This is a genomic window from Actinomadura sp. NPDC047616 (genome assembly GCF_040642915.1).
GTDB lineage: Bacteria > Actinomycetota > Actinomycetes > Streptosporangiales > Streptosporangiaceae > Spirillospora > Spirillospora miaoliensis.
Window position 1 is genome coordinate 244,337 of the sequence record NZ_JBEYTB010000005.1, and the last position, 25,579, is coordinate 269,915.

At 74.4% G+C, this 25,579-nt stretch carries 24 protein-coding genes; 13 read left to right on the forward strand and 11 right to left on the reverse strand.

From position 1 onward, the window contains the following. Nucleotides 1-28 precede the first annotated feature (28 nt). Both ABZ801_RS14670 and ABZ801_RS14675 read right to left on the reverse strand, forming a co-directional pair. Nucleotides 29-1,300 (reverse strand): hydroxyacid-oxoacid transhydrogenase, encoded by a 1,272-nt coding sequence (locus ABZ801_RS14670; protein WP_360697658.1) that lies wholly within the window; start codon nucleotides 1,298-1,300, stop codon nucleotides 29-31. A gap of 67 nt (nucleotides 1,301-1,367) precedes the next feature. Then, nucleotides 1,368-1,934: a MarR family transcriptional regulator gene (locus tag ABZ801_RS14675; RefSeq protein ID WP_360697661.1), complete on the reverse strand. Its 567-nt coding sequence runs from the start codon at nucleotides 1,932-1,934 to the stop codon at nucleotides 1,368-1,370. Nucleotides 1,935-2,010: 76 nt separating this feature from the next. Here ABZ801_RS14675 and icmF point away from each other — a divergent pair, with 76 nt between their 5' ends. Then, nucleotides 2,011-5,217, forward strand: coding sequence for a fused isobutyryl-CoA mutase/GTPase IcmF (gene icmF, locus ABZ801_RS14680; RefSeq protein ID WP_360697664.1), 3,207 nt, complete (start codon nucleotides 2,011-2,013; stop codon nucleotides 5,215-5,217). Further along, on the forward strand, nucleotides 5,217-6,008 hold the full coding sequence (locus tag ABZ801_RS14685) for a helical backbone metal receptor (RefSeq protein WP_360697667.1): 792 nt from the start codon (nucleotides 5,217-5,219) through the stop codon (nucleotides 6,006-6,008). Before icmF ends, ABZ801_RS14685 begins: the two co-directional genes overlap by 1 nt. A gap of 30 nt (nucleotides 6,009-6,038) precedes the next feature. On the opposite strand, the gene fabG is transcribed toward ABZ801_RS14685, so the two are convergent. Beyond that, nucleotides 6,039-6,794: a 3-oxoacyl-ACP reductase FabG gene (gene fabG / locus ABZ801_RS14690; RefSeq protein ID WP_360697670.1), complete on the reverse strand. Its 756-nt coding sequence runs from the start codon at nucleotides 6,792-6,794 to the stop codon at nucleotides 6,039-6,041. 547 nt (nucleotides 6,795-7,341) lie between these two features. After that, nucleotides 7,342-7,668 (reverse strand): DUF3099 domain-containing protein, encoded by a 327-nt coding sequence (locus ABZ801_RS14695; protein ID WP_360697673.1) that lies wholly within the window; start codon nucleotides 7,666-7,668, stop codon nucleotides 7,342-7,344. Between the two features lie 68 nt (nucleotides 7,669-7,736). Here ABZ801_RS14695 and ABZ801_RS14700 point away from each other — a divergent pair, with 68 nt between their 5' ends. Next, a complete protein-coding gene (locus ABZ801_RS14700; protein ID WP_360697676.1) occupies nucleotides 7,737-7,949 on the forward strand; it encodes a dodecin in 213 nt (70 codons plus the stop codon). A gap of 141 nt (nucleotides 7,950-8,090) precedes the next feature. Here ABZ801_RS14700 and ABZ801_RS14705 read toward each other — a convergent pair whose 3' ends face one another. Beyond that, nucleotides 8,091-9,473, reverse strand: a complete 1,383-nt coding sequence (locus ABZ801_RS14705) for a metallopeptidase TldD-related protein (RefSeq protein WP_360698180.1) — start codon at nucleotides 9,471-9,473, stop codon at nucleotides 8,091-8,093. A 5-nt stretch (nucleotides 9,474-9,478) separates the two neighbouring features. Beyond that, complete coding sequence (locus ABZ801_RS14710) at nucleotides 9,479-10,978, reverse strand: TldD/PmbA family protein (RefSeq protein ID WP_360697679.1); 1,500 nt, start codon at nucleotides 10,976-10,978, stop codon at nucleotides 9,479-9,481. A gap of 180 nt (nucleotides 10,979-11,158) precedes the next feature. Here ABZ801_RS14710 and ABZ801_RS14715 point away from each other — a divergent pair, with 180 nt between their 5' ends. Together ABZ801_RS14715 and fabI are read left to right on the forward strand one after the other, a co-directional pair. Then, the gene (locus ABZ801_RS14715) at nucleotides 11,159-11,863 is read left to right on the forward strand and encodes a beta-ketoacyl-ACP reductase (protein WP_344945072.1); all 705 of its coding nucleotides are present in this window, start codon (nucleotides 11,159-11,161) and stop codon (nucleotides 11,861-11,863) included. 6 nt (nucleotides 11,864-11,869) lie between these two features. After that, nucleotides 11,870-12,667 carry an enoyl-ACP reductase FabI gene (fabI, locus tag ABZ801_RS14720; protein ID WP_344945074.1) on the forward strand — a complete coding sequence of 266 codons (798 nt, stop codon included), beginning with the start codon at nucleotides 11,870-11,872 and terminating at the stop codon, nucleotides 12,665-12,667. Nucleotides 12,668-12,729: 62 nt separating this feature from the next. Here fabI and ABZ801_RS14725 read toward each other — a convergent pair whose 3' ends face one another. The 3 genes from ABZ801_RS14725 to ABZ801_RS14735 all read right to left on the reverse strand — a co-directional run bounded on the left by ABZ801_RS14725 (nucleotide 12,730) and on the right by ABZ801_RS14735 (nucleotide 16,344). Further along, a complete protein-coding gene (locus ABZ801_RS14725; protein WP_360697683.1) occupies nucleotides 12,730-13,407 on the reverse strand; it encodes a hypothetical protein in 678 nt (225 codons plus the stop codon). A gap of 108 nt (nucleotides 13,408-13,515) precedes the next feature. After that, nucleotides 13,516-15,258, reverse strand: coding sequence for a helix-hairpin-helix domain-containing protein (locus ABZ801_RS14730; protein ID WP_360697686.1), 1,743 nt, complete (start codon nucleotides 15,256-15,258; stop codon nucleotides 13,516-13,518). A 132-nt stretch (nucleotides 15,259-15,390) separates the two neighbouring features. After that, the gene (locus tag ABZ801_RS14735; protein ID WP_360697689.1) at nucleotides 15,391-16,344 is read right to left on the reverse strand and encodes an aldo/keto reductase; all 954 of its coding nucleotides are present in this window, start codon (nucleotides 16,342-16,344) and stop codon (nucleotides 15,391-15,393) included. A gap of 197 nt (nucleotides 16,345-16,541) precedes the next feature. Here ABZ801_RS14735 and ABZ801_RS14740 point away from each other — a divergent pair, with 197 nt between their 5' ends. The 8 genes from ABZ801_RS14740 (at nucleotide 16,542) to mshC (ending at nucleotide 23,764) form a co-directional block, all read left to right on the forward strand. After that, a complete protein-coding gene (locus ABZ801_RS14740; protein ID WP_360697692.1) occupies nucleotides 16,542-17,360 on the forward strand; it encodes an undecaprenyl-diphosphate phosphatase in 819 nt (272 codons plus the stop codon). Nucleotides 17,361-17,519: 159 nt separating this feature from the next. Continuing rightward, a complete protein-coding gene (locus ABZ801_RS14745) occupies nucleotides 17,520-18,146 on the forward strand; it encodes a hypothetical protein (protein ID WP_360697695.1) in 627 nt (208 codons plus the stop codon). A 36-nt stretch (nucleotides 18,147-18,182) separates the two neighbouring features. Next, complete coding sequence (locus ABZ801_RS14750; RefSeq protein WP_360697698.1) at nucleotides 18,183-18,902, forward strand: histidine phosphatase family protein; 720 nt, start codon at nucleotides 18,183-18,185, stop codon at nucleotides 18,900-18,902. A gap of 10 nt (nucleotides 18,903-18,912) precedes the next feature. Beyond that, the gene (locus ABZ801_RS14755; protein ID WP_360697701.1) at nucleotides 18,913-19,464 is read left to right on the forward strand and encodes a DUF3090 domain-containing protein; all 552 of its coding nucleotides are present in this window, start codon (nucleotides 18,913-18,915) and stop codon (nucleotides 19,462-19,464) included. A gap of 181 nt (nucleotides 19,465-19,645) precedes the next feature. After that, nucleotides 19,646-20,422, forward strand: a complete 777-nt coding sequence (locus tag ABZ801_RS14760) for an SCO1664 family protein (RefSeq protein WP_344945092.1) — start codon at nucleotides 19,646-19,648, stop codon at nucleotides 20,420-20,422. A gap of 89 nt (nucleotides 20,423-20,511) precedes the next feature. Next, a complete protein-coding gene (locus ABZ801_RS14765) occupies nucleotides 20,512-21,282 on the forward strand; it encodes an NRDE family protein (RefSeq protein WP_360697705.1) in 771 nt (256 codons plus the stop codon). A gap of 227 nt (nucleotides 21,283-21,509) precedes the next feature. After that, nucleotides 21,510-22,439: an ABC transporter permease gene (locus ABZ801_RS14770; RefSeq protein ID WP_360697708.1), complete on the forward strand. Its 930-nt coding sequence runs from the start codon at nucleotides 21,510-21,512 to the stop codon at nucleotides 22,437-22,439. A gap of 71 nt (nucleotides 22,440-22,510) precedes the next feature. After that, nucleotides 22,511-23,764, forward strand: coding sequence for a cysteine--1-D-myo-inosityl 2-amino-2-deoxy-alpha-D-glucopyranoside ligase (mshC, locus tag ABZ801_RS14775; RefSeq protein ID WP_360697711.1), 1,254 nt, complete (start codon nucleotides 22,511-22,513; stop codon nucleotides 23,762-23,764). 71 nt (nucleotides 23,765-23,835) lie between these two features. On the opposite strand, the gene ABZ801_RS14780 is transcribed toward mshC, so the two are convergent. Both ABZ801_RS14780 and ABZ801_RS14785 read right to left on the reverse strand, forming a co-directional pair. Beyond that, nucleotides 23,836-24,468, reverse strand: a complete 633-nt coding sequence (locus tag ABZ801_RS14780; RefSeq protein WP_360697714.1) for a TrmH family RNA methyltransferase — start codon at nucleotides 24,466-24,468, stop codon at nucleotides 23,836-23,838. 238 nt (nucleotides 24,469-24,706) lie between these two features. Continuing rightward, on the reverse strand, nucleotides 24,707-25,549 hold the full coding sequence (locus ABZ801_RS14785) for a PAC2 family protein (RefSeq protein ID WP_344945104.1): 843 nt from the start codon (nucleotides 25,547-25,549) through the stop codon (nucleotides 24,707-24,709). Nucleotides 25,550-25,579 lie beyond the last annotated feature (30 nt).

The window sequence follows — 25,579 nt, forward strand, 5'->3', positions numbered from 1 at the left end:
GCACGGCCCCCGGGACGGGCGGCGCGGCTCACCACAGGCGCAGCGAACGGGTGAAGATCCCGGCGACGTCCTCCTCGGTCACCGGGCGCGGCGCGATGGCCAGCAGACGCTGCTGCTTCATCGTGCCCGCCACCAGGTCCGGCACGTCGGCCTCGGTGTAGCCGACCGCCCCCACCCCGTCCGGGATGCCGATGTCGCGCATCAGCGCCAGCAGCGCCCGCGGCAGGTGCTCGGCCGGGTCGTCCGGACGCTCCAGCCCGGGGGCGAGCAGCTCCGCCGCCCGCACGTGCCGCTCCGGGCACGCCTCGAAGGTGAACCGGAACGCCTCGGGCGCGGTCAGCGACACCGCCATGCCGTGCGGCACCAGCGGCTCGCCGCCGGGGTAGCCGGACGGGCGGAACCCGCGGACGCGGCCCGCGATCGGGTAGGCGTTGGCGTGCGGGACGTGCACGCCCGCGTTGCCGAACCCGAGCCCGGCGAACGTCGCGGCCAGCGCCATGTCGCCGCGGGCGCGGGTGTCGTCGCCGTCGCGCACGGCGGCGCGGAACGACCGCGCGATCAGCGTCAGCGACCTCTCCGACCACATGTCGGAGATCGGGTTGGCGCCGCAGTACGGCACGCGCTGCTCGGGCGCCTTGCGGTCGAACGCGTCGTACGGCCGCGCCGTGTACGACTCCAGGGCGTGGCAGACGATGTCCATCCCCGACGACGCGGTCACCCCGGCGGGCTGGCTGACTGTCAGGCCGGGGTCCACCACGGCCAGCGCGGGACGCAGCGCCGGATGGCTGATGCCGGTCTTGACCTTCAGCTCCAGCACGTCCAGCACGCACACCGTGGTGCTCTCGGCGCCGGTGCCCGTGGTGGTCGGCACGGCCACCAGCGGCAGCAGCGGCCGGGCGGGGGCGCGCCCCGCGCCGACCGGCGGGTTGAGGTAGTCCGCCAGGTCGCCCTCGTTGGTGATCAGCAGGTCGACGGCCTTGGCGGTGTCGATGCTGGACCCGCCGCCGACCGCCACGATCGCGTCGTAGGGGCCGGTGTCGCGGGCGTGCGCGACGGCCCGGCGCAGGCTCTCGTCGGTCGGCTCCACGCGCACGCCGTCGAACACCGTCGCCGTCACGTCGTAGGCCTTCATGGCGTCCGCGACGCGCTGCGGGGCGCCGGTCGCGGCCACCCCCGGGTCGGTCACCACCAGCGCCCGCCGCGCCCCGTACCGGGCCAGGTCGTAGCCGATCTCGTCGGCCGCGCCGGGCCCGAACTTCAGCTGCGGCGCGCCGTAGGTGAAGACGGTCTCGTTCGCCACGCCGGCACCCCCTCCCATGTCCTGCCGCCCATGATCCCCTCCAACGCTCGCACCGCGCGCGGGGAAGTCAACGCCCGGCCCGCGGCCGGGGCGGCTCCGGGGGGACCTCGCCGGCCGCGGCCCGCACGGCGCGCAGCACGGCGGTGACCTGCTCGGCCTGCTCGGCGGTCAGGTCCGCCAGCCCGAACGACGCCTCGTGCAGGGCGCGGGTGGCGTCCTCGGCCAGTTCGCGGCCGGCGGGGGTGATCTCGGCGAGGACCACACGGCGGTCGTCGGGGGAGGGGCGGCGCTGGACCAGGCCCCGGCGCTCCAGCCGTCCGATGACGTTGGTGACCGACGCCGGGTGCACCATCAGCCGCGCCCCCATCTTGCCCATGGGCAGGGCGCCGGTGCGGGTGAAGGCCAGCAGGCGCAGCGCCTCGTAGGCGGCGAACGTCAGGCCGTGCGGTTTGAGGACGGTCTCGATGCGGGCGAGCAGCAGCTGCTGGACGCGCATCACCGACGTGACCGCGGCCATCCGGTCGGCGTGCTCGGGCCAGCGCGCGCTCCACTGCCGGTGCGCCTCGGCGATGGGGTCGGGAACGGGCACCGCCTCACCGTATCCGCCGTCCGGAGCCTTGACCGCGTCGCGCATGCGAATTACTTTAGCTTCCAAATATTGGACTTCCAAGGGCTTGGTGAGCGGCCCACAGACGATCGCGAGGTGGCTCATGCACGTCCCGGCGCGCCCGGTGCGGTTCGTGACGGCGGCGGCCCTGTTCGACGGGCACGACGCGGCGATCAACATCATGCGGCGGATCCTGCAGTCGCAGGGGGCCGAGGTGGTCCACCTGGGCCACGACCGGTCCGTGCGCGAGGTGGTGGACGCGGTTCTGGAGGAGGACGCCCACGGCGTGGCGATCAGCTCCTACCAGGGCGGCCACGTGGAGTACTTCGAGTACCTGGCGCGGCTGCTGCGCGAGTCCGGCGCCGGGCACGTCAAGATCTTCGGCGGCGGGGGCGGCGTGATCGTCCCGGACGAGATCGCCCGGCTGGCCGACTCCGGCGTGCGCATCTTCTCCCCGCAGGACGGGCAGCGGCTCGGCCTGCCCGGAATGATCAACGAGCTGATCCGCGACTGCGACGCCGAACTGCCGCCCGAGCCGGTGGAGGGCGTGCTGGCGGGGGAGCGGCGCGCCCTGGCCCGCGCCATCACCTGCCTGCAGGAGGACCGGCTGCCCGACCGCGACCGCGAGGTCATCGCCGAGGCCGCGTCCCGCCGCGCCGTCCCCGTCCTCGGCATCACCGGCACCGGCGGCTCCGGCAAGTCGTCCCTCACCGACGAGCTGGTGCGCCGGCTGCGCGTCGACCAGCAGGACAAGCTGCGCGTGGCGGTCCTGGCGGTCGACCCGACCCGGCGCCGCGGCGGCGGGGCGCTGCTCGGCGACCGCATCCGGATGAACTCCCTGGACGGCGACCACGTGTTCTTCCGCTCGCTGGCCACCCGCGGCGGCCGCGAGCTGCCGGACCGCATCGAGGACATCGTCGCCGCCTGCCGCGCCGCCGGATACGACCTGGTCATCCTGGAGACCCCCGGCATCGGGCAGGGCGACGCCGCGATCGTCCCGCTGGCCGACGTCGCGCTGTACGTGATGACGCCCGAGTTCGGCGCCGCGTCCCAGCTCGAGAAGATCGACATGCTGGACTTCGCCGACGTGGTGGCGATCAACAAGTTCGAACGGCGCGGCGCCGCCGACGCCCTGCGCGACGTGTCGCGCCAGCTGGTGCGCAACCGCGAGGCGTTCGGATCGCGGCCCGAGGACATGCCGGTGTTCGGCACCAGCGCCGCCACCTTCAACGACGACGGCGTCACCGCCCTCTACCAGAGCCTGACCGGGCTGCTGGCCGAGCACGGCCTGCACCTGGAACCCGGCACGCTGCCCAGGGCCGACACCCGCGTGTCCACGGGCGCCGCGCAGATCATCCCGCCCGCCCGCGCGAACTACCTCGCCGAGATCGCCCAGACCGTCCGCGGCTACCACGCCGAGACGGCCCGCCAGGTCGAGGCCGTGCGGCGCGCGCAGCGCCTGGCGGCCGTGCGCGAGGAGCTGACCGGCGACGCCGCCGACGAGGTCGGCCGGCTGCTGGAGGACGCCCGCCGCGCCGTCTCCGCCGACAGCGCCGCGCTGGTCGAGCAGTGGCCGAAGGTCGTCGAGGCCTACTCCGGCGAGGAGCAGGTCGTCCGCGTCCGCGACAAGGAGCTGCGGACCAGGCTGACCCGCGAGACCCTGTCGGGCAGCCGCATCCCGCGCGTCGCGCTGCCCCGCTACCAGGACCACGGCGAGCTGCTGCGGTTCCTGCGCGCGGAGAACCTGCCCGGCCGCTTCCCCTTCACCGCCGGGGTGTTCCCCTTCAAGCGCGACAACGAGGACCCGGCGCGGATGTTCGCCGGCGAGGGCGACCCGTTCCGCACCAACCGCCGCTTCAAGCTGCTGTCGGAGGGCCAGCCCGCCACCCGCCTGTCCACCGCGTTCGACTCGGTGACGCTGTACGGGCGCGACCCCGGCGAGCGTCCCGACGTCTACGGCAAGGTCGGCACCTCCGGCGTCTCCATCGCCACGCTGGACGACATGAAGGCGCTCTACGACGGCTTCGACCTGTCCGCGCCGACCACCTCCGTGTCGATGACGATCAACGGCCCGGCGCCCACCATCCTGGCGTTCTTCCTCAACACCGCGATCGACCAGGGCCTGGACGCCTTCCGCGCCGAGCACGGCCGCGAACCCACCGCGCAGGAGGCCGCCGACATCCGGGCCCGGGTGCTGTCGACGGTGCGCGGCACCGTGCAGGCCGACATCCTCAAGGAGGACCAGGGCCAGAACACCTGCATCTTCTCCACCGAGTTCTCGCTGCGGATGATGGCCGACATCCAGGAATGGTTCATCGCCAACAAGGTCCGCAACTTCTACTCGGTGTCCATTTCCGGGTACCACATCGCCGAGGCCGGGGCGAACCCGATCAGCCAGCTGGCGTTCACGCTGGCCAACGGCTTCACCTACGTCGAGTCGTATTTGGCGCGGGGCATGGACGTCGACGACTTCGCGCCCAACCTGTCGTTCTTCTTCTCCAACGGCATGGACCCCGAATACAGCGTCATCGGCCGGGTCGCCCGCCGCATCTGGGCGATCGCCATGCGCGAGCGGTACGGCGCCAACGAGCGCAGCCAGAAGCTGAAGTACCACATCCAGACGTCGGGCCGTTCCCTGCACGCCCAGGAGATGAACTTCAACGACATCCGCACGACGCTGCAGGCCCTCATCGCCATTTTCGACAACTGCAACAGCCTGCACACCAACGCCTACGACGAGGCCGTCACCACCCCCACCGCCGAGTCGGTGCGCCGCGCCCTGGCCATCCAGCTCATCATCAACAGGGAGTGGGGCCTGGCGATGAACGAGAACCCGCTGCAGGGCTCGTTCGTCATCGAGGAGCTGACCGACCTGGTGGAGGAGGCGGTGCTGGCCGAGTTCGACCGCATCAGCGAGCGCGGCGGGGTGCTGGGCGCCATGGAGACCGGCTACCAGCGCGGCCGCATCCAGGACGAGTCGATGCTGTACGAGCGGCGCAAGCACGACGGCTCCCTGCCGATCATCGGCGTCAACACGTTCCGCAACCCCGACGGCGACGACGCGGCGGACGGGCCGCTGGAGCTGGCGCGCGCCACCGAGGAGGAGAAGCGCTCGCAGCTGGAGCGCGTCCGCGCCTTCCAGGACCGCCACCGCGAGGACGCCCAGGCCGCCCTGGCGGCGTTGAAGGAGGCCGCCCGGTCCGGGGAGAACGTGTTCGCGGTGCTGATGGACGCGGCGCGGGTGTGCAGCCTCCAGCAGATCACCGAGGCGTTCTTCGAGGTCGGGGGCCAGTACCGGCGCAACGTGTGATGGCCGTCCCGCCCCACGCCGGCCCGCTCGACGACACCGGCGCGCCCGTGCCCGTCCCGGACCGGGTGCGCCGGGTGGTGTCGCTGGTGCCGTCGCTGACCGAGACGGTCGCGGTGACGGCGCCCGGCCTGCTGGCCGGCGCCACCGACTGGTGCACCCACCCGCCCGGCCTGGACGTCACGCGGGTGCGCGGCACCAAGAACCCCGACCTGGAACGCGTCGCCGCCCTGCGTCCCGACGTCGTGCTCGGCAACGCCGAGGAGAACCGCCCCGCCGACGTCGCGGCGCTGCGCGCGGCCGGGATCGCGGTGTGGATGACCGACATCCGCACCGTCGGCCAGGCCCTGACCTCGCTGCGCCGCATGCTCGCCGAGGCCTGCCGCGTCCCCGTCCCCGCCTGGCTGGACGAGGCCGCCCGCGCGTGGTCGGCGCCGCCCGTTCCGCCGCGCCGCCGGACGGCGGTCGTCCCGGTGTGGCGGCGGCCGTGGATGGTCGTCGGGCGCGACACCTTCACCGGCGACGTGCTGTCACGGCTCGGCGTGGACAACCTCTACGCCGGCCATCCCGACCGCTACCCCAAGATCGGCATCGACGAGCTGACCGCCGCCGGCGCCGACCTGGTGGTGCTGCCGGACGAGCCGTACCGCTTCACCGCCGACGACGGCCCCGAATGCTTCCCCGGCGTCGACGTCGCCCTGGTCGACGGCCGCCGCCTCACCTGGTACGGCCCGTCGCTGGTGGACGCCCCGCGCGTGCTGGCCGCCCAGCTCGCCGCCGTGCTGCGCCGCTGACCCGGGAGGGCTCAGGCGGGCGGGGACGGCTCAGGCGCGCGGCCCGCCCGCCACGTAGATCACCTGGCCGGACACGAACGAGGCGTCGTCGCCGACCAGGAACGCCACCACCCCGGCGATGTCGCCGGGCACGCCGACCCGCCGCACCGGGATCTCCCTGGCGGCCGCGGCCTTGAAGTCCTCGAAGTCCACGCCCATGCGCGCCGCGGTCGCCGCCGTCATCTCGGTGGCGATGAACCCGGGCGCGATCGCGTTCACCGTCACCCCGAACCGGCCCAGCTCGATCGCGAGGGTCTTGGTGAAGCCCTGCAGGCCCGCCTTGGCCGCCGAGTAGTTGGCCTGGCCGCGGTTGCCCAGCGCCGAGGTGCTCGACAGGTTGACGATCCGGCCCCAGCCCGCCTCGGTCATGTGCGCCTGCACGGCCCGGCTCATCAGGAACGCGCCGCGCAGGTGCACGGCCATGACCGCGTCCCAGTCGTCGTCGGTCATCTTGAACAGCAGGTTGTCGCGGATGATCCCGGCGTTGTTGACCAGCACCACCGGCGGCCCCAGCTCGGCCGCCACCCGGTCGACCGCCGCCCGCACGGCCTGCGCGTCCGCCACGTCCACCCCGACGGCCAGCCCCCGGCCGCCCGCCCGGTCGATCTCCTCGACCGTGCCCGCGCACGCGGCCTCGTCCAGGTCGCACACCGCGACGGCGAACCCGTCGACCGCCAGCCGCACCGCCGTCGCCGCGCCGATGCCGCGCGCCGCGCCCGTGACGATGGCGACCCTGCTCCCGGCCATTGCGCCTCCTCGGTTCCCGCCGCGTGTCCGGCCGACGCCAACCTAATTGGAATCTCGTTCTAGAATCAAGCGCCGTGCGCCCGGACGCCCCCGGCGTCCACGACTCCGGGACGGCACCGCACGGCGGTGTGCGCGCCTGTGAGGGCCCGGTGGGCGCGGCAGGCAAGATCGGGTGGGCGTGCCGCCGGCGAACGCTCCACGGCGCCCTGAGCGCGGCGCCGCATGACGCCCCGCGCGTGCACCATGCGGAGGCGCCGCGAGAGTCGGGAAGAAGGCGCCGAAACGTGTTGGCCGGGTCCGGTCAGCGACGGGGAACCGCCCGGCCGCCGCGTCCGTTCGTCACAGTGGAACGCGCATGATCGGGAGAGCGGAACCCGGTCCCCGCAAAGAGAAAGCGACGCCGGGTGGATACGGGGGCAATCCACCCGGCGTCGCATCATCGGTGTTCCGACGGGGGCCCGGAACACCGGCACGGGCGCTCCGACGGGGGACCAGAGCGCCGAGACAAATCGTACACCGAACCCCCCCGCCCTTAGTCAAGAGAAAGTCACGACCCGATTTCCGGACCATGTCCGGAAATCTGCTTCCGGTTCGTGCTTTCGTCGGTGAAGCGGGCGGTCGGCTGCGGCTCGCGGCCGCCGTTGGCGAAGATCACGCTGATGTACGGCAGGAACAGCGCGCCCACCACCAACAGGACCACCAGCCACAGCGGCGCGCCGAGCATCGCCGAGAGCACCGCTCCCACGAAGCAGCCCGTCCGGATCCCCATCGAGATCAGGTAGCGGCGCTGCCGGTAGCTGATGTCCTCCGACATCGGCTTGGGCGCGTCGGTCACCGTGTAGACCGCGGCGCGCCTGCGGGGAATGACCTTCACATTTCCACGGTACGCCCGTGGGAGCAGGACGGCGACACCAGGGGGAAACACCAGGGAAGGGGACCCACATGACCGACCACACCTACCGGGTGACCGAGATCGTCGGCAGCTCGCCGGAGTCCGTCGACGCAGCCATCCGCAACGCCGTCGCCCGCGCCGCGCAGACCCTGCGCCACCTGGACTGGTTCGAGGTCACCGAGATCCGCGGCGACCTCTCGCAGGGCGAGGTCGCGCACTATCAGGTGGGCCTGAAGGTGGGCTTCCGGCTCGAGGAGCCCTAGTCACCCACCGGTCGCAGATAGTGTGCGAATCGTCACAGCCGGGAGTGCGGCCCGTTGCAGCCAGCGAGGTCACTGAGACCCGCAGCCAGCTGGAGGATGGCCAGTCCACCGCGGTCCCGGCTGTGACGATCTCCGCGTCGGCTACGTCGCCTGGCTGACGGTGGACATGTGGAAGTCGCCCACGCGCACCGGCGGCATGGCGGCGCGGGTGAAGTAGTCCGACCACTCGCGCGGCAGCGTGGGGGCCGTGGCGCCGACCTCGGTGAGCCGCGACAGCAGGTCCACCGGGCTCTCGTTGAAGCGGAAGTTGTTGACCGCCCCGACGACCTCGCCGTTCTCGACGAGGTAGACGCCGTCGCGGGTGAGACCGGTGAGCAGCAGCCGCTGCGGGTCCACCTCGCGGATGTACCACAGGCAGGTCAGCAGCAGGCCGCGCTCGGTGCGCGCCACCATGTCCTCCAGCGACGCGCCGCCGTCCCGGCCCCCGCTCATGACCAGGTTGTCGATGCCGGGGGTGAGCGGCAGGCCGGTGCGCTCGGCGGACCGGCGGGTCTGGGTGAGCGCGGTGAGCGTGCCGTCGGCGATCCAGTCGGTGGCCGACAGCGCCAGGCCGTTGTCGAACACCGACGCCTCGCGGCTGGAGGCGTGCGCGATGACGAACGGCGCGCACTCCAGTCCCGGCGCGGCCGGGTCGCTGGACAGCCGCACCGGCAGGCTCGCCAGCTTCTCCCCGACGCGGGTGCCGCCGCCGGGGGCGCTGAACACGGTGCTGCCGTCGTGGGCGTCCTGCGCCCCCGCCGACCAGTACAGGTAGATCATCAGGTCGGCGACGGCGCTGGGCGGCAGGATCGTCTCGTAGCGGCCCGCGGGCAGGTCGACGCGGCGGGCGCCCCAGTCCAGGCGGCGCGCCAGGTCGGCGGCGACGCCGGGCACGTCCACGTCGGTGAAGTCGCGGGTGCCGACGCCCGCCCACGCCGAGCCGCCCCGCTCGTCCTTGGCGTTCAGCTCCAGCAGTCCGGTGGGCTGGTCGTGGCGCAGCCGCAGACCCGCCGAGGTGCCGAGGAAGGTGGAGGTCACCATGTGGTTGGCGAACCCGTACAGACGGCGCCCGGCGGCCTCGGCGGCGGCGAACGCCTCGCCCAGCGCGGGCGCGACGCCGGTGAACACGCCGATGCCGGTCTCGGCCGGGTCGTCGTCCCAGCGGGCGCCGGGCGCGGTGCCGCTCACCAGCGGCGCGGCGTCCTCGGCGGGCTCGTTGCCGGCGGCGACGGCCTCGGCGGCGCGCACCAGCTCCTCGACGTCGCCGGCGCCGACGGCGGCCCGCGACACCACGCCGGCGGCGACGCCTTCGCCGGTGCCGCGCAGCGCGATCACGGTGAGCCGGTTGGAGCGGGTCACGCCGTTGGTGGTCAGCGTGTTGCCCGCCCAGCGCAGGTTGGCGGTGCTGGACTCGTCGGCGATGACCACGCAGTCGTCGGTGCGGGACAGCTCGAGCGCCCGTTCGACGGCCTCCTGCGGCCTCATCGTGCTCACTGCCCGGCCTCCTTGCGCGCGTTGAGGATGTTGACCCCGCGGAACAGCGCCGACGGGCAGCCGTGGCTGACCGGGGCGACCTGCCCGGGCTGGCCCTTGCCGCAGTTGAACGCGCCGCCCAGCACGTAGGTGCCGGGCCCGCCGACGGCCTCCATGGAGTTCCAGAAGTCGGTGGTGGTGGCCTGGTACGCCACGTCGCGCAGCTGCCCGGCCAGCCGCCCCTTCTCGATGCGGTAGAAGCGCTGCCCGGTGAACTGGAAGTTGTAGCGCTGCATGTCGATCGACCAGCTCTTGTCGCCGACGATGTAGATGCCGCGTTCGACGCCGGAGATCAGCTCGTCGGTGGACGGCCCGTCCGGCGCGGGCCGCAGCGACACGTTCGCCATGCGCTGCAGCGGCATGCTGGAGGAGGAGTCGGCGAACGCGCAGCCGTTGGAGCGTTCGGCGCCGGTGAGGCGGGCGATGCGCCGGTCCAGCTGGTAGCCGGTGAACATGCCCTCGGAGACGATGTCGAACGACTGCGTCTCCACGCCCTCGTCGTCGTAGCCGATGGTGGCCAGGCCGTGCTCGGCGGTGCGGTCGCCGGTGACGTTCATGACGGGCGACCCGTAGCGCAGGCGGCCGAGCTTGTCGGGGGTGGCGAACGAGGTGCCCGCGTAGGCGGCCTCGTAGCCCAGGGCGCGGTCGAGTTCGGTGGCGTGCCCGATCGACTCGTGGATGGTGAGCCACAGGTTGGACGGGTCGATCACCACGTCGTAGGCGCCCGGGTCCACCGACGGCGCGGCCAGCTTCTCGGCCAGCAGTTCCGGCAGCCGCGCCAGCTCGCCGTCCCAGTCCCAGTGCGCGCCGGTCAGCCATTCCCAGCCGTACCCGGCGGGCGGCGCCAGCGTGCGCATGGTGTCGAACGCGCCGTCGGCGATGCCCACCGCGTTGATCGCCGGGTGCAGCCGGACGCGCTGCTGGGTGGTGACGGTCCCGGCCAGGTCGGCGAAGAACTTGTTCTCCTTGACCTGCAGCAGCGCGGCGTCGACGTGCTGCACGCGGGGGTCGTCCAGCAGGCGGCGGCTCCAGTCGGCCAGCAGCGCCACCTTCTCGGCGGTGGGCACGGCGAAGGGGTCGACCTCGTAGGACGACACCCAGGTGCGCTCGCCGTGCACCGGCTCGGGCGCCAGCTCGATGGGTTCGCGGTTGACCGCCGCGGCGACCGCGGCGACCTCCACCGCCTGCGCGGCCACCCGGGCGGCGCCGGCGGTGCTCAGGTCGATGCCGGCGGCGAAGCCCCAGGTGCCGTTCTTGACCACGCGGACCGACAGGCCCAGGTCGTCGGCGTCCAGCGCGGTCTCCAGCGCGGCGTCGTGCAGGCGCAGGGTCTGGCTGCGGATGCGCTCCAGCCGGAAGTCGGCGTGCTCGCAGCCCAGTTCGCGGGCCCGGGTCAGCGCCGCGTCGGCGAGCTCGCGCAGGGGGAGCGCGGTGAAGTCGGGATCGATGTCGTGCACCTTCCGCAACCTACCCCCTAACCCGCCCGAACCGGCGGGGCCGCGGGGCGGTCCGGGCCTCCCGGTGGATCGGGGTGGAACAAAGGGCGGGACGCGGATCTTGTGGGGCTCGCACATCCGCGTTACCGGCGGTAGGTCGATACGCTCGGCTCGCTGTGGTGAGTCGATGAAGGGTACGAGATGAGTCGCTCTGTCCTCGTGACCGGCGGGAACCGGGGCATCGGGCTGGCGGTCGCGCGGGAGCTGTCGGCCGCGGGCGATGCGGTGGCGGTGACCTACCGGTCGGGCGAGCCGCCCGAGGGCCTGTTCGGCGTGCGCTGCGACGTGACCAGCATGGAGGACGTCGACGCCGCGTTCGGCAAGGTCGAGGCGGAGCAGGGGCCGGTGCAGGTGCTGGTCGCCAACGCCGGGATCACCGACGACACCCTGCTGGCGATCATGAGCGAGGAGTCGTTCACCTCCGTCCTGGACACCAACCTGACCGGCGCCTACCGGGTCGCCAAGCGCGCGGTGAAGGGCATGATGCGCAAGCGCGGCGGCCGGATCGTGCTGGTGTCGTCGGTGGTGGGGCTGCTCGGGTCGGCCGGCCAGTCCAACTACGCCGCCTCCAAGGCGGGCCTGGTGGGCTTCGCCCGGTCGCTGGCCCGCGAGCTGGGCTCGCGCAACATCACCGTCAACGTGGTCGCGCCCGGCTTCGTCGACACCGACATGACCGCCGCGCTCAGCGAGGACCAGCAGAGCGCGATCAAGAAGGCGATCCCGCTGGGCCGGGTGGCGCAGCCGGACGAGGTGGCCAAGGCCGTGCGGTTCCTGGCCAGCGACGACGCCGCCTACATCACCGGGGCCGTGATCCCGGTGGACGGCGGCCTGGGAATGGGGCACTGACCGATCATGGGCATCCTGGAAGGCAAGCGGATCCTGGTCACCGGCGTCCTCACCGACGCCTCCATCGGCTTCCACGTGGCGCGCGTGGCGCAGGAGGAGGGCGCGCGGGTGGCGCTGACCGCCTACCCGCGTCCCACGCTCACCCAGCGCACCGCCAAGCGGCTGCCGTCGGGGCCGGACGACCCGCCGCCCGTCATCGAGCTGGACGTCACCAGCACCGAGGACCTGGACGCGCTGGCCGGGCGGCTGCGCGAGCACGGGTTCGACCGGCTGGACGGCGTGGTGCACGCCATCGGGTTCGCGCCGCAGACCGCGCTGGGCGGCACGTTCCTGGACACGCCGTGGGAGGACGTGGCCACCGCGCTGCACGCCTCGACGTACTCGCTGAAGTCGCTCACCATGGCGTGCCTGCCGCTGATGGAGCAGGGCGGGTCGGTGGTCGGCCTGGACTTCGACGCCACCAAGGCCTGGCCGGTGTACGACTGGATGGGCGTGGCCAAGGCGGGACTGGAGTCGTGCTCGCGTTACCTGGCCAAGTACCTGGGGCCGAAGAACATCCGGGTGAACCTGGTGTCGGCCGGGCCGCTGGCCACGATGGCGGCCAAGAGCATCCCCGGCTTCGGGGGGCTGACCGAGATGTGGCCGCAGGCCGCGCCGCTCGGCTGGGACATCAAGGACAGCGAGCCCACCGCGCGCGCGGTGGTGGCGCTGCTGTCGGACTGGTTCCCGGCCACCACGGGCGAGATCGTCCACGTGGACGGCGGCCTGCACGCCGTCGGCGCCCCCGAGCCCGACCTGGACTGACCCCCGGCCGCCCAGCGTCCACACACACGCGGGTGGTCTGACCTGCGCGGGGCGGGGTGGGTCTAGCGTGCGCGGGGACGGGGCAGGGGGCGGGCGCGGCGGAAGCGGCGGGCCATCACGCTGGCGTTGAGCGCCGCGACGGCTCCGGCGGCGCCCGAGGCGGCGGCCACCCACGCCGTGGTGGCGCCGTCGTCGTGGGCGGAGGCGGCCGCGGGCGACACGAGCCGCGTGTCCGGCATGACGGTGCCGTCCGCGGGGTCGGCGACCCGCGGTGACGGCAGCAGCCCGGGCAGGTTCGCCGGGGCGCCGGGGGAGTAGGGCCGCACGCTGCGGGGGTCGGTGAGCGGCGCGGGCACCGACGGCGCCCGCACGCCCGGGCCCGTGCCGCCCGAGCGCGAGCCGGCTCCGGTTCCGGGACGTGGCGCCTTCCGCTTGTCGCCCCCGGAGCCGCCGCGGTCGCCGCCGTCGCCCGGCTTGGGCTTCGGCGCGGGCTTCGGCTTGGACGGGGTGGGGGACGGCGCCGGCGTGGTCGTCGGCTGCTTGGGCGTGAGGCCCTCGCGGATGTTGTCGAGCTGGCACTTCCAGTTGTCGACCGTGCTGGCCGGGTCGGTGCCCTTCGGGCACGGTCTGGGGGCGGCGGCCGCGTGTGCGTGGGCGGCCTGCGCGCCGCCCAGCAGCACCAACGCCATCGTGCCCGCCGATACCGCGCCGATTCGTGTGAGGCGCCGCTGCCGGTGCATGTGTCCTTCCGCCTTCCGCCCGAAGCGATGTAAGTGTGCGCTTATGGTTCCTTGGAAGACGCACGCGTAAACACCGGCACGGGCGGTTTCCTCCGCCCCCGGACTCCGTCACCGCACCACCAGCCGCGCCAGCCTGGTGCGTCTCCCGGGGGCGTCCACCTCGCGGACGGCCCTGGCCAGGGCGGGCCCGGCGGCCTGCACGACCGACAGGTGACGCAGCGCCAGCCCGAACGCGGTGGCCACCATCGGCCGCGACAGGCCCGCCTCCGCGTCGTCGGTCATGACGGCCACCACGGCGGGATGACGTGTCGCGCGCGCCAGCGGCACCGGGGCGGCCCAGCCGTGCCGCAGCCGCGTGCTCAGCGCGGGAGGGATCGTGACGGTGCCGCCGGTGAACTCCACGTGCAGGCCGTCGGCGTCGGCTCCGGTGACCACGCCCGGCTCGCCCAGGGCGGCCTCGGGCAGCGGCACGGCCACGACGACGCGGTCGCCCGGGTCGAACCCGCCGAACTCGCCCGGCCCGGGGTTGAGACGGTTCTTCAGGGCGGCGTTGAGGGCCGCGACGCCCGCCTCCCCGGCCGCGGCGGCCGCGACCACCTGGACGTCCTCGGCGGGGATGCCGAGCGCCCGGGGGATCGAGTCGGTGACGAGCTGGACGGCGCGGTGCACCGCCTCGGCGCCGGACGCGGCGGGGACGATCACGACCTCCCGGCCGGGCGCGTCCACCGGGACCAGCTCGCCCGCGCGCACGGCGGCCGTCAGCGCCTGCAGCGGACCGGCCTCGGCACCGGGTTCCAGCGTGACGACCGGCACGGTCTCCGAGGCCTCCAGGTCGTCCAGCGCCCGGCCGGGCCCGGCGGGCGGCAGCGCCCCCGGTTCGCCGCCCAGCACCAGGTGGGCGCCGTCCGGGCACGCCTCGACCAGCATGGCGGTCATCTCCACGTCCAGCGCGGCCGCGTCCGGCACCACCACCAGGTCCAGGTCGAGCGGGTGCTGCTCGCCGCGTGCGAACACCACCGTGCCCGGCGGGGCGGGCGGGGGTGCGGGACGGGGCTCCAGCAGCCGGTGCAGGCCGACGACCGTGCCCGCCGGGGCCGTGCCGCGCGCCAGCGCGGCGGCGGCGTGGTCGGTGGGGGTGACGACGGCGACGCGCAGGCCGTTGCCGGCGGCGACGGAGGCGATGCCGAGGGCGGTGCCCGCCAGGTCGCCGGGCGCGCCGCGCAGGACGCTGACGCCCGTGCGCAGCGCGGCGGTCAGCGCCAGGGAGCGGTCCTCGGGCAGGCCCTGCCGCACCGCCTTGATCGTCGCGTCGTCCAGCAGCGGCGCGGCGGTGGCGGCCAGCCGCTGGAAGCCCTCGGCGGCGGCCTCCTCGGCCAGCGCCCACCGCGCCACGCCCAGCGACTCCTCCGGCTCGGGCGGCTCCTCCTCCAGCGCCTCCGGCGACTCCTCGTCGAACTCCGGCTCCTCGACCAGGGCCACCGCCTCGCCGGTGTCGAGCGCGCCGTCGATCGCCTGCCGCGCGTCCGGCACCCGCTGCGCGGCCAGCGCCGCCACCACGTCCGCGACGGGGGTGGCGGTGTGGCCCTGCCGGGCGGCCTCGGTCAGCAGGTGCAGCACCAGCGCGCGTCCCCGCCGGGGATCGTCGGGCCGCGCCTGGTCGCCCAGCAGCCGCCGGGCGAAGTGGTCGGCCTGCCGCGGCAGCACGCCCGGCACGCGCAGCAGCAGCCAGGGGTCGGCGCGCAGCCGTCCGGGGGCGTCGGCGCCGAGCCGCGCGGCGGCGCGCGGCACCAGCGCGGCGGGCACGCCGGTCGCCTCGAACAGCTGGGCCAGATCGGGCGCGGAGTCGGTCACGGGCCTCCCGTCAGTGCTCGCCCGCCCGGACCCGGGCTCCCCGGGGCAGGGCTCCGGGTCGGGTTCGGGCGTGGTTCATGGCTCGGGCTTGTCGGATTCCGGTCCCGAGGGTGCCATGCGCGGCCGCACAGGTCACGGATGGGGCGCCGACATGTCGGACACGTCGTCCAGCGCCTCCCGGATCTCCTGCGGGAGCGTGAGCTTGTCGCTGCGCAGGGCCTGCCCCAGCTGCGCCGACGTACGCGCCCCCACGATCGGCGCGGCCACCCCGGGACGGTCGCGCACCCATGCCAGCGCCACGTCCAGCGGCGACACGCCCAGCCCCTCGGCGGCCGTCACCACCGACTCCACGATGCGGGCGCACTCCTCGTCCAGGTACGGATGGACGAACTCCGAAAGATGCGGCGCGGCCGCCCGCGAACCCGCCGGGATGCCGGTGCGGTACTTGCCGGTGAGCACCCCGCGGCCCAGCGGGGAGCAGGGCAGCACGCCCACCCCCGCGTCCAGCGCGGCGGGCAGCACCTCGCGTTCGATGTCGCGCCGCAGCAGCGAGTACTCCGCCTGCACCGACACGATGGGGGCGCGGCCCGGCCAGGCGCTCTGCCACGCCGCCGCCTTGGCCAGCTGCCACCCCGCGTAGTTCGACACCCCCGCGTACCGGGTGCGGCCGCTGGCCACCGCCTCGTCCACCGCCGACAGCGTCTCCTCCAGGGGCGTGGACGGGTCGTACACGTGCAGCTGCCACAGGTCCACGTTGTCGACGTCCAGGCGGTCCAGGGACGCGTCCAGGGCGGCCAGCAGATGCCGCCGGGATCCGTCGTAGCGGCCGTCCGGGCGGATCGCCGACTTGGTCGCCAGCACGATCGACTCGCGGTCCACCACGTCGCGCAGCAGGTGCCCGAGGATGCGTTCGCTGGCGCCCTCACTGTAGACGTCGGCGGTGTCGACCAGGGTGCCCCCCGCGTCCACGAACGCCGTCAGCTGCGCGGCCGCCTCGTCGGGCTCGGTGTCCTGCCCCCAGGTCATGGTGCCCAGGCCCAGCCGGGACACCAGCAGCCCGCTGCGCCCGAGGTGACGCTCTTCCATAGGCGGTCACAGTAGCGGCCCCGCCGATCGGACCACCGCGCCGGTGGCGCCGCCGCCGCCGGCGCGGCCGGCCGGTGACGCGGGGGTGTCCCGGAGGCGTCGCGACGGCGTCGGCGGGACGATCGGGACGTGACGACGCGCAGGCCGCGTGTCGCCTGCGGGCCGAGCACGCCCCGCGACCACTAGGCTCACGGATCGTGAACGTCGTGGAAGCGACCGTCCTCGGCATCGTCCAGGGACTGACGGAATTCCTGCCCATCTCCAGCTCCGGGCACATGCTGTTCGTGCCCAAGTTCCTCGGCTGGGAGGATCCCGGGTCGGCCTTCAGCGCGGTCATCCAGATCGGCACGATGGCCGCGGTGATCATCTACTTCTGGCGCGACCTGGGACGCATCCTCCTCACCTGGACGCGCAGCCTGTGGCGGTCCGAGCTGCGCCGGCACCAGGACGCCCGGATGGGCTGGTACATCGGCCTCGGCACGATCCCGATCGGGGTGTGCGGCCTGGCGTTCAAGGACTTCATCGAGGAGCCCGCCCGCAACCTGTGGATCAATGCCACGTCGCTGATCGTCATGGGCCTGCTGCTGATGGTGGCCGAGTGGTGGGGGTCGCGCAAACGCGAGGTCGGCGACCTCAACCTGCGCGACGGCCTGATCATCGGAACGTTCCAGGCGCTGGCGCTGATCCCCGGCTCCTCCCGGTCCGGGTCCACCATGACCGGCGCGCTGTTCCTCGGCTACACGCGGGAGGCGGCGGCGCGGTACTCGTTCCTGCTGTCGGTGCCGGCCGTGGTGCTGTCGGGGCTGTTCGAGCTGCGCAAGGCGTTCTCCGGCGACCTGCAGCTGATGCCGACCGCGGTGGCGACGGCGGCGTCGTTCGTCGTCGGCTACGCCTGCATCGCCTGGCTGCTGAAGTTCCTGGCCCGGCACTCGATGATGGTGTTCGTGTATTACCGGGTGGCGCTCGGCGGCGTCATCCTCGGCCTGCTCGCCGCCGGCGCCATCAGCGCCACCTGACCGCGCCCCCGCACCGCCGCCCGCACCCGGCGCGTGACGCGCCCTCGACCCGCGCACGTCAATCGGCCCGGGCCGTGACGACGACCTCGTCCGGCCAGGGCCGTTTTTTGTCGCCGCGTGCGTATCGCCGCGTCCGGCCCCGGATTACAGTGCGCGCCCATGGCGACCCCGCCCTTCCCGATGTACTCGCCGCGCACCCCGGCGGACGGCGGCCCGCTGGTGCGGCCGCGGTACGGCGCGGGACGCGCCGACGACCCGGGCTACCTGCGGTCGCTGCGCACCGGCACGGTGCTGGCGCGGCTGCGCGCGGTGATGCTGGTCCTCGCGGTGGCGCAGGTGCTGATCCTGGCGATCTCGCCGCTGCTCGTCCCCGGCGGGCCCGCCCGGCTCCCCGCGCCGTGGACGGTCCCGCCGCTCGCGGCCGCCGTGCTCGTCGCGGCGCTGGCCGGGCCCCGCACGCCGCGTCCGCTGCGCCCCGGCCGCGACCGCGAACAGGCCGCCGCGGCGGCGCTGCTGCAGTTCCGGCAGGCGATCCTGGTGCGGTTCGCGCTCGCCGACGCCGTCATCCTGCTCGGCCTGGCCCTGGCGGTCACCACGCGCGACGAGCCGGTGTTCCTGGCGGCGTTCGCGCTGGGCTACCCGCTGCTGCTCGGCCTGGCGCTGCCCACGGCGGGCGGCGTCGAGCGCGTGCGGCGCCGCCTGGAGGCCGGCGGCGCCGACTCGCACCTGTGGGCCGTGCTGCTGGCGCCCGCCCCCGATCGCCGGCACCCGCCGACGGCGCGATGATCACACCGGTGCCGCGCATCTCGTAGAGTGCGTGTCGTGACGACGCTGCTGCTGGTCCGCCACGGACTGACCGCGCTGACCGGGCCCGTGCTGGCGGGCTGGACCCCCGAGGTGCGCCTGGACGAGCGCGGCCGCGGGCAGGTGCGGGCGCTGGCTGCGCGGCTGGCGCCGGTGCCGCTGGCGGCGGTGGTGTCCAGCCCCCTGGAACGGTGCCTGGAGACCGCCGAGGCGATCGCCTCCGGCCACGCCGACCCCATCGACAAGGTCGAGGTCGACGAGCGGTTCGGAGAGGTCCGCTACGGCGACTGGACGGGCCGCCCGCTCAAGGAGCTGGCCGAGGAGCCGCTGTGGCGGGTCGTGCAGGCCCACCCCAGCGCGGCCCGCTTCCCCGGCGAGGACGGCGAGTCGCTGGCCGACGCCCAGCACCGCGCGGTCGCCGCGGTCCGCGACTGGAACGCCCGGATCGCCGCCGAGCACGGCCCGGACGCCGCGTACGCGGTGTGCAGCCACGGCGACATCATCAAGGCCGTCGTCGCCGACGCCCTCGGCCTGCACCTGGATCAGTTCCAGCGCATTCAGGCCGCGCCCGCGTCGCTCACCGTGATCCGCTACACCGAGCTGCGGCCGTTCGTGGTGCGCCTCAACGACACCGGCGGCGGTGTCGACGACCTGCTGCCCCCGCCCGAGGACGAGCGGGAACAGGGGCGCGAGCAGGGCCCGGGGCGCGGTGACGCGGCCGTCGGCGGCGGCGCGTAGGGTCGTTGTCATGCCGGTCATCTCCTATGAACTGCCGGACAGGTTCGTCGCCGGCACCGTCGGGCGCCCGGGGGAGCGCTCGTTCTACCTGCAGGCCCGCGAGGGCCGCCGGGTCACCAGCGTGGGCCTGGAGAAGTTCCAGGTGACGCTGCTGGCCGAGCGGCTGGAGGAGCTGCTGGACGAGATCCTGCGGCGCAGCGGCGGCGCCGCCCCGGTTCCCGCGGTCACCCCCGCCGAGTTGCAGGACGACGGCCCCCTCGACCAGCCGGTCGAGGAGGAGTTCCGGGTCGGCACCATGGCGCTGGCCTGGGACCCCGAGGACGAACGCGTGATCATCGAGGCGCAGGAGGTCACCGAGGCCGACGACCAGGAGGCCGAGGTCGGCGAGGATGACCCGGCGATCGCCGTGCTGCGCGTGCGGATCACCGCCGCGCAGGCCCGCGCGTTCGCCGAACGGGCCCTGAAGGTGGTGGCGGCGGGCCGCCCGCCCTGCCCGCTGTGCGGGCTGCCGCTGGACGCGGGCGGGCACATCTGCCCCCGCCAGAACGGGCACATGGCGTGAACGGGCACTCGGCGTGAGCGGGCACCCGGCATGAACGGCCGCCGTGCGTGAACCACGGGACGTCCCCGGCCGGGACGAGCCCGGGCGGCACGCGCGCGGCGCCCGGCGCGGCGGCCGGCGGCGGCGCACCTCACCACCGCCCGTGCTGGATCATGGGCGCGGCGCCCGGGACAATGGACGCATGACGCAGCCCTCCCGGGATCGCAGCCCCGCCGACGACGGTCCCGGCCGCACCGTCTCCCCCCGCGACGCCGACATCGCCGAACGGCTGCTCTCCAAGGGCCGCCTCACCGTGGAGGGACGTCTCGTCCAGGCGTCCAACGCCACGCTGTACTGCTCGGTCGAGTGGGAGGACGTCACCGCCGCCTGCGTGTACAAGCCGGTGGCGGGCGAGCGTCCGCTGTGGGACTTCCCGGACGGCACGCTGGCCGGACGCGAGGTCGCCGCGTACGCGGTGTCGCAGGCGATGGGCTGGAACATCGTGCCGCCCACCGTGCACCGCGACGGCCCGTACGGGCCCGGCATGGTGCAGCTGTGGGTGGAGCCCGACCCCGACGTCGACCTGGTGGCGCTGTCGCGGTCGGACGACCCGGCGATCCGGCGGATGGCGGTGTTCGACGCCGTCATCAACAACGCCGACCGGAAGATCGGGCACCTGCTGCCGCCCGGCGACGGCCACGTCTACGGCTGCGACCACGGCGTGTGCTTCTCGGTGGAGTACAAGCTGCGCACCGTGCTGTGGCAGTGGCGCGGCAAGCGGCTGACCGACGAGGCGCTGGAGGCGCTCGGCCGGGTCGAGGCGGCGCTGGCCGACGGTTCGCTGGGCGACCGCCTGGCCGGGCTGCTGACCGCCGAGGAGGTCGACGCCACCCGCCGCCGCGTCGAGCTGATGCTCAAGCACCGCATCCACCCCTACCCGCCGGAGGACTGGCCCGCCATCCCCTGGCCGCCGCTCTGACACGCCGCTTCGACCGGCCGCTCTGATGGCCGTTCCTGCCGGTGGACCCGCCCTGCGGCGGTTCTGGGCGAAGTGCTCCAATGGGGCGCATGTGCACGGCGATCGTGAGTTTCGACCCCTCATCTCCCGTCCCGGTGCTGCTGGTGGGCGTCCGGGACGAGTTCCTGGTCCGCGCGTGGGAACCGCCGGGCCGGCACTGGCCGGACCGGCCGGGCCTGGTCGGCGGCCGTGACCGGCGCGCCGGGGGCACCTGGCTGGCGGTCGACCCGGCCGCCCCGCGCGCGGCCACCGTCCTGAACGGCCGCGGCCGCGACGCGCCCGAGACGGCGCGGTCCTCGCGCGGCGAGTTGCCCCTGCGGATGGCGGCCGACGGCAAGCTCGACGGGCTGGACCCGGCCCGCTTCGACCCGTTCCACCTGCTGTGCGCCGAGCCGGACGCGGTGCGGCTGTGGAGCTGGGACGGCGTCGCGCTCGTGGAACGCGCGCTGGGCCCCGGCCTGCACATGGTGGTCAACAACGGCCTGGAAGGGCGGGACCGCCGCGAGGACGGGCACGCCGACGACGGCGACCAGCACATGGCCGAACGCCTGGCCTACTTCCGGCCCCGGCTGGCGGCCGCGCCCCGTCCCGAGCCCCGCGACGGGACGGCCGCGCAGGCGTGGGGCCAGTGGCTGGCGTTCGCCGAGGGCGCCGGGCTGCCGCGCACCGACCCGCGCGCCCTGCTCCCGCTGGTCGACCTCGCCGGGACGGGCGTGTGGGGCACCACGTCGGTGAGCCTGGTGGCGTTGCGCGCCGACGGCGTCCGCTACGACTTCTCACCCGCCCCCGGCGACCCCGACGCCTGGACCCAGGTGATCTGAGCAGACGACCCCCACCCGAAGGCGTGACCCGGGCGGCGTGACCCGGGCGGCGTGATCGGGATGGCGTGGCCGGGGTGGCATGGCCGGGGTGGCATGGCCGGGGCGGGGTGGTTGGGGCGGGGTGGTTGGGCGGGCTGGGGGCGCGTCCTGTCGGCGGCCGCACTGGTGCTCACGTTCGGTGCTACCTTCGTTACCCGTCGCGATCGTGCGGGGAGGTGGGGCGCCGGATGGGAGCGTTCGTCGTCCGCAGGCTGCTGCACGCGGTCGTGGTGCTGTGGCTGGTGTCCACGCTGGTGTTCGCGTTCCTGCACCTGTCGCCGGTGCCGGTGGAGCAGGTGATCGGCGGCCCCCGCGCCACCGCCGACACCCTCGCCCAGATCCGCCGCGGCCTCGGCCTGGACCGTCCGCTGGCCGTGCAGTACGGCGACTTCCTGCTGCGGCTGGCGCGCGGCGACCTCGGCGACTCCTACGTCACCGGTGTGCCGGTGGCGCGGCTGATCGCCGAGCGGGTCCCGACGACGCTGTGGCTGGTGCTGGGCGCGAGCGTGCTGTGGCTGGCGGGCGGTGTGGCGGCCGGGGTGCTCGGCGCGGCCCGTCCCGGCGGCGTGTGGGACCGGCTGACGACGGTGTTCGTGCTGGTCGGGCTGTCGGCGCCGCCGTTCGTGCTGGCGCTGGTGCTGCTGCAGGCGCTGGCCGGCGGCACCGGGTTCTTCGAGGCGGGGCCGCCGCTGCAGGAGCACTTCTGGCGCCGCATGGTCCCGCCGTGGTGCGCGCTGGCGATGCTGATGGCGGCGGCTTACGCCCGGCTCACCCGCGGCGCCCTGCTGGACGCGCTCGGCGAGGACTACGTCCGCACCGCCCGCGCCAAGGGCCTGCCGGAGCGGCGCGTGCTGGCGCGGCACGGCCTGCGCGCGGCGCTGCCGCCGGTCGTCACGCAGTTCGGCGTGGACGTGGGGGCGCTGGTCGGGTCCACCGTCGTCACCGAGAAGGTGTTCGGGTTGCAGGGCGTGGGCCAGCTGGTGCAGCAGTCCATCGCCTCCGGCGACGCCCCCGTGGTCATCGGGGTGACGCTGCTGGTGACCGTCTGCGTGATCGTCACCGGGCTGGCCGCCGACCTCGCGCACTCCGTGCTGGACCCGCGCGTCCGGCTGCCGTGACGCCGCCGCCCCGGACATTACGGATGATCTCGCCGTAAAACCGTGAACGGGGCCTGGATAAGCTTGCCGGTATGCGATCGTGGCCCGCCCCTGAGGTTCCCCACCTGCCCACGGCCGGTCTTCCGGCCATCGCGTCCCCGCTGCGCCTGCATGACACGGGAACCGGAGAGGCGCGGGCCACCGGCCCTGGCGCCACCGCCCGGATGTACGTGTGCGGCATCACCCCCTACGACGCCACCCACCTGGGGCACGCCGCCACCTACCTGGCCTTCGACCTGGTCAACCGGGTGTGGCGGGACCTCGGCCACCAGGTGCGCTACGTCCAGAACGCCACCGACGTCGACGACCCGCTGCTGGAACGTGCCCGGCAGACCGGCCAGGACTGGCGCGAGCTGGCCGACCGGGAGATCCAGCTGTTCCGCGACGACATGACGGCGCTGCGGATCCTGCCGCCCGACCACTACATCGGCGCCGTGGAGGCCATCCCGCTGATCACGGAGATGGTGGAGAAGCTGCGCGCCAAGAACGCCACCTACGACCTGGACGGCGACCTGTACTTCCCCGTCGACGCCGACCCCGACTTCGGCCGGGTCAGCCGGCTGACCCGCGAGGAGATGCTGCCGCTGTTCGCCGAGCGCGGCGGCGACCCGGGCCGCTCGGGCAAGAAGGACCCGCTGGACCCGCTGGTGTGGATGGCCCGGCGGCCCGGCGAGCCGAGCTGGGACTCCCCGTTCGGGCAGGGCCGTCCCGGCTGGCACGTGGAGTGCTCGGCGATCTCCGTGGAGTACCTGGGGATGGCCTTCGACGTCGAGGGCGGCGGCTCCGACCTGGCCTTCCCCCACCACGAGATGGGCGCCTCGCACGCCCAGATCGCCACCGGCGAACGCCCGCACGCCCGCGCCTACGTGCACGCCGGCATGGTCGGCCTGGACGGCGAGAAGATGTCCAAGTCGCGCGGGAACCTGGTGTTCGTGTCCCGGCTGCGGCGCGACGGCGCCGACCCGATGGCGATCCGGCTGGCGCTGCTGGCCCATCACTACCGCGCGGACTGGGAGTGGGTGCCGGGCGTGCTGGACGAGGCGACGGCGCGGCTGGAACGCTGGCGCGCGGCCGTCCGCCTGCCCGCCGGGCCGTCCGCCGCCGCCACGGCCGCCGAGGTGCGCGCCCGCCTGGCCGACGACCTGGACGCCCCCGCCGCGCTGGCGGCCGTGGACCGCTGGGCCGAGCGGGCCCTCGCCGACGAGCCGTCCACCCGCGACGCCGACACCGAGGCGCCCGCCCAGATCCGCGCGCTCACCGACGCCCTCCTCGGCGTCGCCCTGTGACGCGGATCGCCTGTGACGCGGGTCGCGTGTGACGAGGCTCGCGCGTCGCGGCCGGTGACCTCGATGCCTCCTCACAGCAGGCCGGCGAGCTTGTAGAGGACGAGGGAACCGGCCACGGCCACGTTGAGGCTGTTGCCGCTGCCCACCATGGGGATCTCCACGGCCATGTCCAGCAGGTCCAGCGCCTCGTCCGGTATGCCGTACTGTTCGTGCCCCAGCACCGCGACCGTGCGTTCGCGCGCGGCGGGCAGGTCGGCAAGGCGCACCGCCTCGTCGGCCAGTTCCACGCCCACCACCCGCGTGCCGCCGTCGCGCTGGCGGGCCAGCCAGTCCAGGGGGTCGTTGACCCAGTGGACGCAGGACGGCCTGCGCAGCGTGTTGCCGCGTGCCAGCGCCTCGGGCACCCACCGGTGCCGGGGCACCGCCAGGCAGGCGCCGACGGCGTCGCAGGTCCGCAGGAGGGTTCCGAGGTTGACGCCGTGCAGCGGCCACAGCGGCGCGGCGATGAGGTGGTCCCAGCAGGAGTGGGCGCGGCTCCTGCGGTGGCGTCTCAGCTCACGCCGGGGCCGGACGCGGATCGCCGCCGGGGCCGTTGCGGGGGCCGCCGTCACGTCCGGGGCGCGGACGTCGGGGGCGCGGACGTCGGGGGCGCGGACGTCGGGGGTCTGGGCGGGGCGCGGGCGACGGCCCGCGCGGGCGCTCACCGGCTGAGGGCGCCTCCGCCCCCGGGAAGCTCGGCAGTGTTCATGATGTGCGCACTTCGCGGCGTGCGCGGGCCATCGACGGGACGTCCCCGGCCGGGCGGGGCCCGGGACGCCGTGCGGAGCGCGGCTTGCGCCGCCGTCAGACCATGATAAGCCCGGCGCCCGCCCCGGGCACGCGGTTCCACACCGCGCGGCGCGGGCGGCGGGGCGCGGCGCGGGTGACGGCCTGCGAGCCGGGTCAGCCGGTCTCGCGGCGGCGCAGGTAGCGTTCGAACTCGCGGGCGATGGCGTCGCCGCTGGCCTCGGGCAGCTCCAGGGCGTCCTTCTGCTCCTCGAGGCTGCGCACGTACTCGGCGACCTCCGAGTCCTCCTCGGCCAGCTCGTTGACGCCGTTCTCCCAGGCCCGCGCCTCCTCGGGCAGCTCGCCCAGGGGAACGGTGACGTCCAGCACGTCCTCCACCCGGCGCAGCAGCGCGAGGGTGGCCTTGGGGGACGGCGGCGAGGCCACGTAGTGCGGCACCGCCGCCCACAGCGACACCGTGCTCAGGTCGGCCTTGGAGCACGCGTCCTGCAGGACGCCGAGGATGCCGGTCGGCCCCTCGTACCGGGCCGGCTCCAGGTGGAGGGTGGTCACCAGGCCCGCGTCGGACGCGGCGCCGGTGACCGGTACCGGCCGGGTGTGGGGGGCGTCGGCCAGCAGCGCGCCGAGCAGGACGACGTTCTTGACCTCCAGTTCCAGCATCAGCCCGACGAGCTCGCGGCAGAACGACCGCCACCGCATGTTGGGCTCGATGCCGTGCACCAGCACCACGTCGCGCCCGGACGGCAGGCGCGCCCAGGACACCCGGGTGGTGGGCCAGGTGATCCCGCGGCTCTCCCCGTCCGCCATCTCGATGAGGGGACGGGTGACCTGGAAGTCGTAGTAGTCGTCCGGGTCCAGTTCGGCGATCGGCACGGCCTCCCAGATCGACTCCAGGTGGCCGATGACACCGCTGGCGGCCTCTCCGGCGTCGTTCCACCCTTCAAAGGCGGCCACGACGACCGGATCGACGAGTTCGGGCACGCTTTCCAGCTCGACCACGCGCTGCCTCCTTCCGACGACAGGTACAGC